At 42.0% G+C, this 12,329-nt stretch carries 13 protein-coding genes; 3 read left to right on the top strand and 10 right to left on the bottom strand.

All coding sequences use genetic code 11. The annotated features are described in order from the left end of the window. Positions 1 to 313 precede the first annotated feature (313 nt). Entirely contained in the window at positions 314 to 2,191 is a 1,878-nt protein-coding gene (gene uvrC / locus ACM0OT_RS20820; protein ID WP_414566356.1) for an excinuclease ABC subunit UvrC, read from the bottom strand. Between the two features lie 581 nt (positions 2,192 to 2,772). Here uvrC and ACM0OT_RS20815 point away from each other — a divergent pair. Then, a complete protein-coding gene (locus ACM0OT_RS20815; protein ID WP_414566304.1) occupies positions 2,773 to 2,952 on the top strand; it encodes a hypothetical protein in 180 nt (59 codons plus the stop codon). 11 nt (positions 2,953 to 2,963) lie between these two features. Here the strand turns inward: ACM0OT_RS20815 and ACM0OT_RS20810 are convergent, their stop codons facing one another. The 6 genes from ACM0OT_RS20810 to ACM0OT_RS20785 all read right to left on the bottom strand — a co-directional run bounded on the left by ACM0OT_RS20810 (position 2,964) and on the right by ACM0OT_RS20785 (position 8,877). Next, on the bottom strand, positions 2,964 to 3,389 hold the full coding sequence (locus ACM0OT_RS20810; protein WP_414566303.1) for a response regulator: 426 nt from the start codon (positions 3,387 to 3,389) through the stop codon (positions 2,964 to 2,966). A 709-nt stretch (positions 3,390 to 4,098) separates the two neighbouring features. Next, the gene (locus ACM0OT_RS20805) at positions 4,099 to 5,304 is read right to left on the bottom strand and encodes an LL-diaminopimelate aminotransferase (RefSeq protein WP_414566355.1); all 1,206 of its coding nucleotides are present in this window, start codon (positions 5,302 to 5,304) and stop codon (positions 4,099 to 4,101) included. Positions 5,305 to 5,357: 53 nt separating this feature from the next. Next, positions 5,358 to 5,693 (bottom strand): thioredoxin family protein, encoded by a 336-nt coding sequence (locus ACM0OT_RS20800; RefSeq protein ID WP_414544077.1) that lies wholly within the window; start codon positions 5,691 to 5,693, stop codon positions 5,358 to 5,360. Positions 5,694 to 5,907: 214 nt separating this feature from the next. After that, entirely contained in the window at positions 5,908 to 6,684 is a 777-nt protein-coding gene (locus tag ACM0OT_RS20795) for a PspA/IM30 family protein (RefSeq protein WP_414566302.1), read from the bottom strand. 162 nt (positions 6,685 to 6,846) lie between these two features. Then, on the bottom strand, positions 6,847 to 7,554 hold the full coding sequence (locus ACM0OT_RS20790; RefSeq protein WP_414566301.1) for a PspA/IM30 family protein: 708 nt from the start codon (positions 7,552 to 7,554) through the stop codon (positions 6,847 to 6,849). Positions 7,555 to 7,638: 84 nt separating this feature from the next. Continuing rightward, positions 7,639 to 8,877, bottom strand: coding sequence for a hypothetical protein (locus tag ACM0OT_RS20785; protein ID WP_414566300.1), 1,239 nt, complete (start codon positions 8,875 to 8,877; stop codon positions 7,639 to 7,641). Positions 8,878 to 8,989: 112 nt separating this feature from the next. Between ACM0OT_RS20785 and ACM0OT_RS20780 the strand changes: the two genes are divergently transcribed. Further along, positions 8,990 to 9,559 (top strand): DUF721 domain-containing protein, encoded by a 570-nt coding sequence (locus ACM0OT_RS20780; RefSeq protein WP_414566299.1) that lies wholly within the window; start codon positions 8,990 to 8,992, stop codon positions 9,557 to 9,559. 372 nt (positions 9,560 to 9,931) lie between these two features. Continuing rightward, positions 9,932 to 10,279, top strand: coding sequence for a hypothetical protein (locus tag ACM0OT_RS20775; protein ID WP_414566298.1), 348 nt, complete (start codon positions 9,932 to 9,934; stop codon positions 10,277 to 10,279). A gap of 119 nt (positions 10,280 to 10,398) precedes the next feature. Here the strand turns inward: ACM0OT_RS20775 and rpsU are convergent, their stop codons facing one another. The 3 genes from rpsU to ACM0OT_RS20760 all read right to left on the bottom strand — a co-directional run bounded on the left by rpsU (position 10,399) and on the right by ACM0OT_RS20760 (position 12,189). After that, a complete protein-coding gene (gene rpsU, locus ACM0OT_RS20770; RefSeq protein ID WP_414544071.1) occupies positions 10,399 to 10,587 on the bottom strand; it encodes a 30S ribosomal protein S21 in 189 nt (62 codons plus the stop codon). Positions 10,588 to 10,695: 108 nt separating this feature from the next. After that, positions 10,696 to 11,004 (bottom strand): RNA recognition motif domain-containing protein, encoded by a 309-nt coding sequence (locus ACM0OT_RS20765; protein WP_414566297.1) that lies wholly within the window; start codon positions 11,002 to 11,004, stop codon positions 10,696 to 10,698. Between the two features lie 177 nt (positions 11,005 to 11,181). After that, positions 11,182 to 12,189 (bottom strand): tRNA-dihydrouridine synthase family protein, encoded by a 1,008-nt coding sequence (locus ACM0OT_RS20760; RefSeq protein WP_414566296.1) that lies wholly within the window; start codon positions 12,187 to 12,189, stop codon positions 11,182 to 11,184. Positions 12,190 to 12,329 lie beyond the last annotated feature (140 nt).

Below are 12,329 nucleotides of genomic sequence, written 5' to 3'. Positions count from 1 at the left end.
GTTATTGTATTCAAAAATTAAACCACCGAAAATACTGTATCCTTAGTAACAAAATATCTATCTTAAGATTTAGTTAATGTTTGTTGATGATATTGATGAAATTAAAGTTTAAGAAATATGGCAATAAATTGGATAAAACTCAGGACGTATGCCAAATGAGTAAGTTTATTAAAAATATGAATTAAATAACAGCAAAATCTGGCTTTTGACCTCACCCCGCCGTTGATTTGCGTTAAGGTATCCCCTCTCATTAGCTTTTTGTAGGGTGTGTTGTCGCCAAGCGCAACGCAACATCCTCAATTTTCGGTGCTATTCAGGATGGGTGAAAATAATCATAAATTTCTTGAGCTAATGTCGGCCCAATTCCGGAAACCTCGGCTAACTGTGTAGGTGTGGCTTGCCGAATGTAATCAACTGAGCGAAAATGTCCTAACAGTTGCTTTTGGCGATGATGTCCTAAACCGGGAATTTCATCTAAACGCGATCGCTTCAATTTATCACTACGTTGCTGACGATGGAAACTCACAGCAAAGCGATGGGCTTCATCTCGTAACCGCCGCAATAACTGAACTCCTGGTTGTTCTGCATCGGTTTCCAAAGGTTGAGATTCTCCCGGTAAAAAAATCTCTTCTTGTCGCTTCGCTAAACTGACAACTCGCAAGTCTTCTAATAAATTCATTTCTTGTAAAACGGCGACAACCGATGATAACTGACCTTTACCGCCATCAATCATAATTAAATCAGGCCAGTCAGGATTACCAACTCTCGGTAATTGTGGATCTTCGCCATACTTGCGAAACCGTCTTTGGATAACTTCAGCCAAACTAGCGAAGTCATCGGAATGTCCTGCTGTCACATGGGGATTTTTAATTTTGTAGTGGCGATAATGTTGCTTTCCTGGTAACCCATCGATAAACACAACTTGGGAAGCCACAGCATTTGACCCTTGAATGTGAGAAATATCGTAACCTTCAATGCGGTGGGGTAAGTCGGGTAAATCGAGAATAGTCGCCAAATCTTGCATTGCTTGATGATTGCGATCGCTTAATTTTTGCGTTCTTTGCAATTCATACTCAGCATTGCGTTCTACCATCTCAATTAATTCTGCCTTGGTTTGGCGTTGTGGATGCAAAATTGTGACTTTTTTACCCTTGCGCTGAGTTAAAACATCTGCCAAAATTTCGCTATCTGGTAACTCATGCTGTACCAAAATTTCTGTGGGAATTTCCACTGCATCAGCAGTTTGATAATGTTCCTCTAAAACTCGTTGTAAAATAGCACCTGGTTCGGCTTGAGTATCTGCAATAAAGGCCAAGCGTCCTACCAGTTGACCAGCCCGAATTTGGAATAATTGAATACAAGCCCGTTGTTCATCGGCTGCTAGTGCTAAAGCATCCCGTGACACTGTATCGTCTGGTAAGGAAACTTTTTGATTAGCAGTCAGGGAATTTAATCCAGCAATTTGATCACGAATCCGCGCCGCCGATTCAAAATTCAACGCCTCGGCTGCGGTTTGCATCTGTTCTGTGAGAATATCAATCAGTTCTTGACTACGACCTTGAAATACCATCGCCACCTTTTGCACTGTTTTGCGGTATTCTGCTGGTGAAATCAACTGTTGACAGACACCAGGACAGCGCCCCATGTCATAATTCAAACAAGGACGGTCTTTAAACAAAGGTTGGGGTCGTTGTCGCAAGCTAAAGATGCGTTTAGATATACGTAATATTTCTCGCAATAAACCTGCATCAGTGTACGGCCCGTAAAATTTATCTTTTTCTTTACCGAGTTGACGTTTGCGGGTAATGAAAATGCGGGGATAGTCTTCTGACCAAGTGATACAAACGTAGGGATATTTTTTATCATCTTTGAGCAGCACATTAAAGTAAGGCTGATGCTGCTTGATTAAGTTGGCTTCCAAGGCTAAAGCTTCAGCTTCCGTATCGGTGACGATAAATTCAATATCTGTCACCTGCTTGGCCATTGTGGCTATACGTTCGCTTTTATTGTAGCCGTCCCGAAAATATGAACGCACACGCGATCGCAGTTTCCGTGACTTGCCTATATATATAATGCGATCGCTCCCATCCCGCATGAAATAAACTCCCGGTTCCGACGGAATTTCCGCTAGACGGCTGGACAGACGTTCTGCGTCTTTAAGCAGTGGTAGTATTGGAGTAGATGTAGATATTGTCACAATTTAATTTAGGTAATTTGACAAATTTACCTATTCTTATTTTAAGAAAAATAAACCTTTTGTGTTGATGGCCCAGGTAATTGATCAAATCCAGATGAAGTCTCAATCACCTGAAGCCTCAGATGATACATTACTTGACTACTATTATTCGCGGGAATAGTTTTTGTTAACTTACTTACATATATTGAATTTAGTTCATAAAAAAATAGCTAATTTTTGGGGATTTTTACAAATTTTCCAGAAATTTGTCGTGAATAATATTTATATTTTTTGATTTTCCAGAAAATTTCCATACACTAACTTTAAACCATATTTTTTTAGGTTACTCAAACTAGCTCTATATCTCGATTATTTAATTGAATAAAAATTTTCCTAGTTTGAGATGCATAAGCAATCTTCCTGAATATTAATTTAATTGAGACATTAAGCGAATTAACGGTTTTAATAATTTATTTCTATGATTATCATTAATATTAACAACATAAATAGCTTGATTTCCTATTGCCTATTTACGCAAGCTATTAAAAATCGCAGCGGATTACTCTCTATCTGATGACGAACATAATAGAAAACTAATGAATATCCAAGATTTTGAATCTAATTACCGTGAAGCTATGGCTGAAACTCTTAACGAACTACAAACAGCAGTTTTATTAATAGCGCAATTACAACGCAAGCTTGATAGCATTGGTAATTCTGTGCAAATCATGAATGAAAGGGTTGAAGATTATATTAATAATGAAATTGATGAATAAACTATCAATATTTATATTTGATGATGATAGGCTAACTCTTCTTCTATTTTGCTAATTAAAGCAGTGAGGTTTACAGGCTTGACAAAATAATAACTAGCACCTAAAGCCATAGCTCGTTCTTGATCAGCTTTAAAAGCAAATGCTGAAACTACAATAATAGGTATCTTGGATAGCTCTGGTTGGTGCTGCATTTTTTCTAGAATACAATAACCATCAATATCGGGTAATTTTAAATCTAATAATATTAATTGAGGTTTGAATTTTTCTATACTTGCAAAAATATTGGTTCCATTTGACAAACTGTGGACATGATATCCACAGTAACTCAAATAGTCACTCATCAACATTCTGTTAATATCATTATCTTCAATTAGTAAAAGTCTTTTTAATCGGAGCAAATGTAATTGTTGATTTATAGTGAGTAAGTGTGTTAACATTTCATCTCACAAAGAAACGTTGATAAGTGAAAATTTTACAGAAATATTCAGCAAATTATTTATTAATTGTGGCTATAGTAATACTAAAGAGCAATGACAGCTAGTTATGGGGAGCGGACAATCTGCGCTCAGGTTTGCCGCATTTATCAGAGTTTCCTGTAGCAAGTGAGGTGGCAATTCTCAAGACCCTACAGCTTTCTTTGTCGCTTCGGTAAACCATTCAGGGTCAGGACTTACGAAAAATCATGAGAGAAGGTATCACTAAAGCGTAAATCCCTGACGGGCATGGCTACACTTACCGCGCCAGCTTGCCGAAGACAAAAGTTGCAAGAAGGATTTTCCTCTGGGCAAACTTTTCTAGACCAGTTTTGACTTCCGTCTGGCGGTACTAGTCTATTATTACCTTAATAACTAAAAATTAGCAAAAATTTCAATTTATTATGGCTATTTTTTATATATGGACAAAATATAGTTGTTTATTTAGAGAGATTAACTTATTAGCTCATAGTCATGTGGGGAAGCACAGTAATTTTACAGGGATAAGATGAAAAATCAATAAACATATGAAAAAGGTATCAGTATTTTTTTTAAATAATTTAAAGTTTGGGTAATTAAACCACAGATGAACACAGATAGTTGATCGATGTTTATCTGTAGTTTTTTGCTGATTCGCATTTTTGCCACAAGTCGATTATGGGAAATTTCTCAGCTATGAGTCCAGAAATTCAGCGATTCTGGCTACAGCAGTTTCTAATACAGGTGGCTCATGTACTAAAGCAAAGCGAACATATCCTTCTCCAGATTTGCCAAAGCCAGCGCCAGGAGAAGCCGCTACACCCGTTTGCTTGACTAGCTGAGTACAAAACTCCACAGAATTTTCCTGCCACGGTGAGGGTAACTTAGCCCAAATATACATCGTGGCTTTGGGGGTGGGAACTTGCCAACCAATACGGTGCAAAGCGTTAATAAAAGCATCACGACGTTTACGAAAAGTGGTAACGGCTTCGATAACTCCTGTTTGTGGGCCGGTGAGGGCGGCGATCGCCCCGTTTAAAATTCCCCGATACTGGTTAAAATCAACTGCTGCTTTGACTTGGCGTAGAGCTTGAATTAATTGAGCATTACCGATGGCGTAGCCAATACGGAAACCGCCCATATTATAAGACTTAGAAAGAGTAAAAAATTCAATGGCAACGCTTTTATCTGGATCAGCTTGCAGAATAGAAGGAACTAAAGATGGGGAATTGGGCTGGTTGTTTCCCCACTCGCTATTTGCTGCAAATACCAAATCTGCATAGGGAAAATCGTGAACTAGAGCCAGATTATGTTGCTGACAAAAAGCCACAGCTTCTTGGAAAAAAGATAAAGGAGCGATCGCGGCAGTAGGATTGTGGGGATAACTCAATACCATCATCCGCGATTGAGCTAAAACATCTGGGGGAATGTCAGCAAGTACTGGTAAGAAATCATTTTCTACCAATAATGGCATGGGGTAAATTTGACCACTAGCCAAGTAGACACCTCCAGCGTGGGAGGGGTAACCAGGATCAAGCAACAAAGCAAAATCCCCAGGGTTGAGCAATGCTAAAGGTAGATGAGCCGTCCCTTCCTGGGAACCAATCAGGGGTAGCACCTCAGTTTCTGGATCGACGGCGATGCCAAATTTTTGTTCGTACCAGTTAGCTGCTGCTTGGCGAAACGCTTGAGTACCATGAAACAATAAGTAGCCGTGGGTGCTGGGGTCATCTAGCGACCGGGCGATGGCTGCGGTGACGTGGCCCTGGGCTGGTAAATCAGAAGACCCTAGTGACAGATCGATTAACTGTCTTCCTGCTGATAAAGCCACAGCTTTGGCTTTGTCCATATCAGCAAATACATTAAATTGCAGGGGTTGTAAACGCTTCGCAAACTGCATGTTAGTCATTGGTCATTAGTCATTAGTCATTAGTCGTTAGTTTTAGCTGTGGACTAATTACTATTTAAGTGCGTATCTAAGAGGCTGAGTAATTTTTCTTTGCCAATTGCTCCCTCGGTGGAGATTAATAACTTCTCTCCTTCAACTAGCCTCAGGGCTGGTACACCTTCTACTTGGAAATGTTTCACTGAAACAGGGTTAGGATCTACTTCCATTTTCACGACCTTCAGGCGATCGCTATACTTAGTAGCAACAAGATTCATTAGTGGCGACATCAATTGACAAGGGCCACACCAAGAAGCCCAAAAATAAACTAGTACAGGCTGCTCGGCTTTCAATACTTCGGTTTCAAACTCACCATCTGTTATGGTGATTACACCCTTACTCATGACAGTCTCCATTAGGTGGCATCGATCAAAGTTGGCACACACAATACTCTATCGTGAAATACCCAATACTAGAAGAAGGGAGTGGGGAGTTGGGAGTTGGGAATGGGGACAAGAACAGAAATTTCTCTGCATTACCCCATTCTTTGTTGCTTAGTGACACAAAATCCCACAACCATCAGGTGTGGGACTAGCTGGGAAAAATGTTTTACCAAAATTACAATTGATCTAATTGCTTGCGTAGGGATTCCAGTTCAGAGTCAACCACTTCATTCGATTGTGCAGGGCTGCTTTGTTGTTCTGGTGGTAATTGGGGTTGGTTAGGCGCAGCCGCCGGCGGTAGCATCTGGGCTTTTAATGCGGCTAATTCATCATCAACGTCGCTACCACTTTCCAACTGAGCAAATTGGGTTTCTAAATCTGCGCCTGCTAATTCTGCCGCTGACTGGGCGCGAGCTTCTTGCATCATGACTTTTTCTTCCATGCGCTCGAAAGCCGCCATAGCGCTGCTGCTATTCATTCCGCGCACCATACCTTCAAGTTGCTCTTGGGCTTTGGCAGTGGTAATCCGCGCTTTGAGCATTTCTTTTTTGGTTTTGGCCTCAGAAATCTTGCTTTCTAGCTGAATCAAGTTGCGCTTGAGGGTTTCTACCTGAGTGGATTGCTGATCGAGGCTAGTTTTCAGTGCGCCGCTGGTATCAGTAAATGTTTTTTTGCGTTCTAGGGCTTGTCGTGCTAGGTTTTCATCGCCTTTTTGCAGTGCCAATTGAGCATTGCGTTGCCACTTATTAATTTCATTTTGGGCATCATTATACTGCTTCTCAGTTCGTTTTTGGGCGGCGATCGCCTGGGCTACTCCCTGACGCAACTGTACCAAGTCTTCCTGCATTTCCAGGATGGCTTGTTCTAGCATTTTTTCGGGGTCTTCAGCTTTATTAACTAAGTCGTTGAGGTTAGCACCGACTACTCGTTTAATACGATCAAATAATCCCATAACTTTGTTTTTCCTTTTAGATTTGACGCACTTTGGGGGAAAGTTCGCTTTTTTACTATTTAATAACTTCCTCTTTCAATGTAATCTTTCCGCTTTGGTTCGGTACCTGCCGACACCTATTAATTTTTAAGATATCTCCTAAATTTGGTAATTGCCCAATTTTTAAGGCTCTGGACTCTTGGGTAACTGCTGTTGCTGAGTGTTGCTACCGTCCTGTAGAATCCGCCCTTTCATGGCTGCTAGTTCGGTATCAATGTCAGTCGCCCCTTCGAGAGAGTCAAATTGTTTTTGCAGGTCATCAGTACCTAGTAGGGCGATAGCTTCTGATTGTGCTTCGATTTGTAAAACTTTATCTTCCATGCGCTCAAAAGCACCGAGACTGCTAGTGGCAGAAGAATTATCGAGCATTTCCTGGAGTCGATAAGAAGCTTCAGCCGAACGGGCCCGGGCAATGTACATATCTTTTTTGGTTTTGGCTTCGCTGATTTTTAACTCTAGCGATCGCATATCCTTTTTTAGCCTGGCGACTACTTCATTTTGTTGCTCTATCTGATTATAAAGAGCTGTAGCAGTTTCCTGATAGGCTTTGCGTTTGGTCAAAGCTTCTCGTGCTAACGGTTCATTACCTTGTTGCAGGGCCAGTTGGGCGCGACGATACCATTCTTCTGCTGTTGATTGGGCAGCCGCAGCCTGCCGTTCGGTGCGTTTTTGGGTGGCGATGGCCTGTGCTACCCCCTGTCGTAGTCGCACTAAGTTTTCCTGCATTTCCAGGACAGCTTGTTCGAGAATCTTTTCTGGATCTTCTGCACTGCCTATCAGACTATTAAGATTAGCGCGAATTATCCGCAGGATACGTTGAATCAGTCCCATATCGGCTCTCCATTTATTTATTGCCAGTCAACAGGCAGGGCATTTTGTAGATGTTTTCCTCATCCTATCGTAGATTTTTGCCACTCATGGCTGCTGAATTTTGGCTTTAATGCCTTGGGATTGTAGCTCTTTCACCCTTTGTTTTGCCGCCTCTGGAGTCTTAACTGAACCCAAATAAATCACTGTTTGTCCCGGTGATAAATAAGCATCAGGAACCACTTTCCTCGCAGCAGTGAGAGCGCGATCGCCTTGATTATCCATCACTATATGATAAAACCCATCTGCTGCTGGTTTGAGTTCGGCATTGCTAGTGGGTGGAGTTGGAGTAGTTTCAGGCGAGGGTTGTACCGTGGGAATTGCAGGTAAATTTACCGGAGGTGCAGGCTGTAATTCTGGCAACGACTCAACCACAGGCGGAACTACTGGTTGTGGGGTTGGTTGTGGGGTTATTGTAGGTTGGACTTTGGGTTGTAAACCAACTACATCCGTCGGCTCTCTCACTTCGGGAAATTCTTGAGCAGCTAAATTGGGATACTTGGGTATGGGAGTGAGTTCTGGTTGCACTGGTTGAGTGCTATTTCCCACTGCTTCTGTACTGTCTGTATTAGTAGATGAATCGCTGTTAAATAATCTCCCAAAATTAAACTGAGGCCAATCTTGAGAGTTAGGATTAAATACTATGTACCCCAGGGTAAGACTTGCCACTAATAACAGCAACATCGAGCCAATACCCAAAGGTGATAGCAAGCTGTCATTTGAATGACTGGGCTTCTGTGCCGGCTGCTGTTGTTCATCTGTTAAGCTTCGCAGTAGTGCTTCGCTTGATTCCAAGTAATCATCTGGCTGTGAAGGCGTATCGTTGGTTTGGGCAATATTTTCACTGGAATTAGTTTTGGCGATGGCAGGGACAATACTACCCCCAGAATTGCCTGAGGATTGAGGAATTTGTGTATTAATGGATTCGGTATTGACGGCTAAGTTGAGATGATCAACTTCCTCTGTTTTCGCCGTAGTGGGAACTGGGTTTTCTTGAGGAGTTTCATTGAATACAAACCCATCCGGGGTATGAGGATTAATTTCTCCTACGGATGGGGAATTTTGCTCTTCTGTAGCAGTAGAGTCTGTCAAATCTTGTGATTGACTAATGTAATTTCCTGCACGGTATTGATTCGCTATCCTCAGTGCTATGCGTGTACGACGATATCGGGCTAACTCTTGATCTAGTGGCACTTCTAAACTCGCCAGTGCTGCCGCTAATGCTGGTTTCAACCCAGATGCTGGAGATGATGAAGTACCAGAATCTATCAGGGGGTTTTGACTCATTACCTGTTTGCCTCAAACCTAGACTGCTGGATTAACTTTATATACATTTGAGCCAATACTAGCGAAAATTGTTTAATCCGTAGGGTAGATTACAAAGTTCTATTTTTGTAAAATGGCATTAAAATCAGTCAATGATATTTTAAGCGTTCTAGAACAGCAAGCTCAATGGCGAGAACAACCATTACAGAAATTGTTGCAGAGTTGGGCAGACGTTGTTGGCTCTAAGGTAGCTGCTCATACACGACCATTATCGATTCAACGTCACGTTTTATGGGTGGCAACTTCTAGCGCTGCTTGGGCGCAGAACATGACTTTTAGTCGCCAGATACTCATGGTTAAGTTAAATCAAAAACTGCCCGAACCTTTGTTAGATATTCGCTTTTCTACCGCTGGTTGGGCACTACCTCCAGAATTGCCAGCACAAAAATTAGTTGTACCACAGGATCATCCTAGTTATCTGGGTAGTCTCAGTAGCTCCCGGCGTCATGTGCATCCCCATATCCAAAATGTCGATACTGCCTTTGGATCTTGGGCGCAAAAAATGCAAGTGCGATCGCATAATTTACCTCTTTGCCCTCAATGTCAATGTCCTACGCCCCCGGGCGAACTCCAGCGCTGGCAGGTATGTTCTGTTTGTGCTGCCAAGCAGTTTGCCAATACCGACAAAAATTCACCATTTTGACCAAAAAGGAGGGATGGGAGAGATTGCCCTCCGTACATTCATGTATGGAAAAAAGAAAAAACCTCAGGCGATCGCCCATAACCAAGCAGCCGCTAATTAGGAGCTACAATTTGAGAACATAAAAATTAAAAAATTATTAAAAATATAATATTTACCTTAAAATCTGCTCAAAACTATTTCATAATACAATAAATAATAGCATACACTTTAGCACTCTAACTCAATAAGTGCTAACTTATTTCAAAGTCTGCTTTTGATGACATAGGCAAAAAAATTTACTTTTCATCGATGTTTTTATGTCCGTTGGATAACAGAATTTATTACCAAAATATATCTTTTTCAGGCAACTAATGAATTGTGGGGAGGATTGATATGAAATACACCTTTGATATTGTAGGTGTGTCTCCAGTTTGGCAATTTTTTAATCAGAAACAGCAGACCATACACCAACCAGAGAATTTAGGTGTTGAATATCTAGGAACTCATAAATGTACACTAGATGCCTTATTAGAAACCGTGGAACCATTACCAGTTAAATGGGGTTGGAATACCGAGCAAGTAATAGATACCGTAGTACAGTTTTGGATGAACAACGCCGAAAGTGTGGGTTACTGGAAAGCACGTTTAAATCATGCTGGTAATCATGACAATATACTCGTGGCTAGGGTGGCAGATATCACTTCTTTACAAGCTGAATTTGAAGCTTTGTTAGGTAAGTGATGGGGGATGCTTTGGCTACGGAAGAAGGGTAAATAGCATTGGCGATCAAAAGCTGCAAAAACCATAAAGAAAGCCCTCATAAATTCTATAAGGGCATTCATTTATATCTATGTTATTCCTTAAGTGCGGAACCGTCTCTTACTCTGCTTGTGCTTGGCAATTTCTTTGCGCTTGCGTTTTTCAATAGGCGTTTCAAAGTGACGATGCTTCCTCATATCTTGAAAAATCCCCGCCTTAGAAACCTCTCGCTTAAATCTGCGTAAGGCTGACTCAATGTGTTCATTGTCGCCTACTACTATTTGGGTCATTATCTCTCCTGCTAATTTGACTTACTTAATTGCTCATAATGGTAAGCTGCCCAGTTGACTAAAGTGCAAAAAAAGATCAACTTTTTGTTTAAATTTCAGGTTCAAAGCTTAGTAGCGGTTACGTCCACCGCCTCCACCGTATCCCCCCCGGTTACCACCAGAAGGGCCTCTGTCTTCTCTAGGCTTGGCTTTGTTAACTTTAAGGTCACGGCCCATCCATTCAGCACCATCAAGAGCTTCAATGGCGGCTGCTTCTTCAGCTTCAGTTCCCATTTCTACAAATCCGAAACCGCGTAGTTGTCCGGTTTCGCGGTCAGTAGGTAGTTGAACACGTCTTACAGTGCCGTATTCGGCAAAAACAGCGCTCAAGGTGTCTTGAGTAACTTCGTAAGAGAGGTTGCCTACATAAATTGACATCGATTTTCTCCAAAATTATCAGTGTGTAGAGATTTAAATTTCGGAGAGAAGCCTGTGAATACTAAAAACAAACACTGTCACCGAATTAATTCTCATTTTTAAGGATGACATAGAAACCATCTCTATGCATCTAGTATAAAGATTAATCGATGGAATCTTCAAAAGTCGCGTCACCAGTTAGATACCTGAGTAGGGTACTAGGGCTAAAGTTTTTGTCATATCAGCAAGGAGAAAGCGATCGCAAAGGTTAAACAGTTCTACCTCGGTCTGCGTCTGTCGCATCAGCCGGAGGAAATCACCTTCAGCGTCAACACTCAGGGCAATATAGTTGAGGAACCTTTTGAGGTAGCCTATGCGCGATCGCTCTGACATACTTGGGGCTGTAGGGGTCTGCCATAAACGCTCAATATAGTTGCGTACTTCTACTAAAGGAACAGGCGTAATCGGCTCGCAGCGCAAAGCTTGCCGAATTTGATTAAAAAGCCAAGGATTCCCGATAGCCCATCGTCCCACCATCACACCCGCCGCACCCGTTTGAGCAAGCACTTCCAGGGCATTTTTCGCCGAGTGGATATTGCCATTGGCCAGCACTGGACAATGAACCCGTCTGACCGCTTCGGCGATCAAATCATACTTCACTGCCCCGTGGTACATATCTTTGACCGTGCGACCATGTAAACTTAACAAATCAATACTATGGCGATTGATGATATCTAGTATTTCGTAAAAATTATCCGTATTTTCAAAGCCTACACGCATCTTGACAGTCAAAGGTCGATCATTCACCGCCTGGCGCAGTTCTCCCAAAATCCGATTCACTTTTTCTGGTGAGAGCAGCAATCCACCCCCAACATTTTTGCGATAGATTCTAGGTGCTGGACAGCCCATATTCAAGTCAACTCCAGCAATATTATAGTTACACAGTTCCTGTGCTGTTCTGACTAAGTGGGGAATGCTTTCGCCAATCATTTGAGCAAAAACAGGGCGACCCGTGTCGTTTTCGGTGATTGCTGCCAGAATGCTACGATTGAGCCGTGAGGTATCATTGACGCGGAAATACTCGGTGAAGAAGTAGTCAGGACTGCCGTAGTGGGCAATGACTTTCATAAACCAGAGGTTTGTCACATCCTGCATGGGCGCAAGAGCGGTGAGGGGTAGATCTTTCTGGAGTGATTGAGGGAGCATATTTACGCCCTGGAAGATTAGGGAATAGGGGCTAGGGGCTAGAAATTACTCTAACCTTTCGTAAAGCACGGCGGAAATAGGAATACCATCTAAACCTCCGCAAGGGTACTCCCGCCACAGTCGCAGACTTGGCGGTGACG

It is taken from the genome of Anabaena sp. CCY 9613 (assembly GCF_963920895.1).
Lineage (GTDB): Bacteria > Cyanobacteriota > Cyanobacteriia > Cyanobacteriales > Nostocaceae > Cyanocohniella.
The sequence above is the reverse complement of the archived record's forward strand: the minus strand, read 5'-3'. Positions and strand labels throughout refer to the sequence as shown.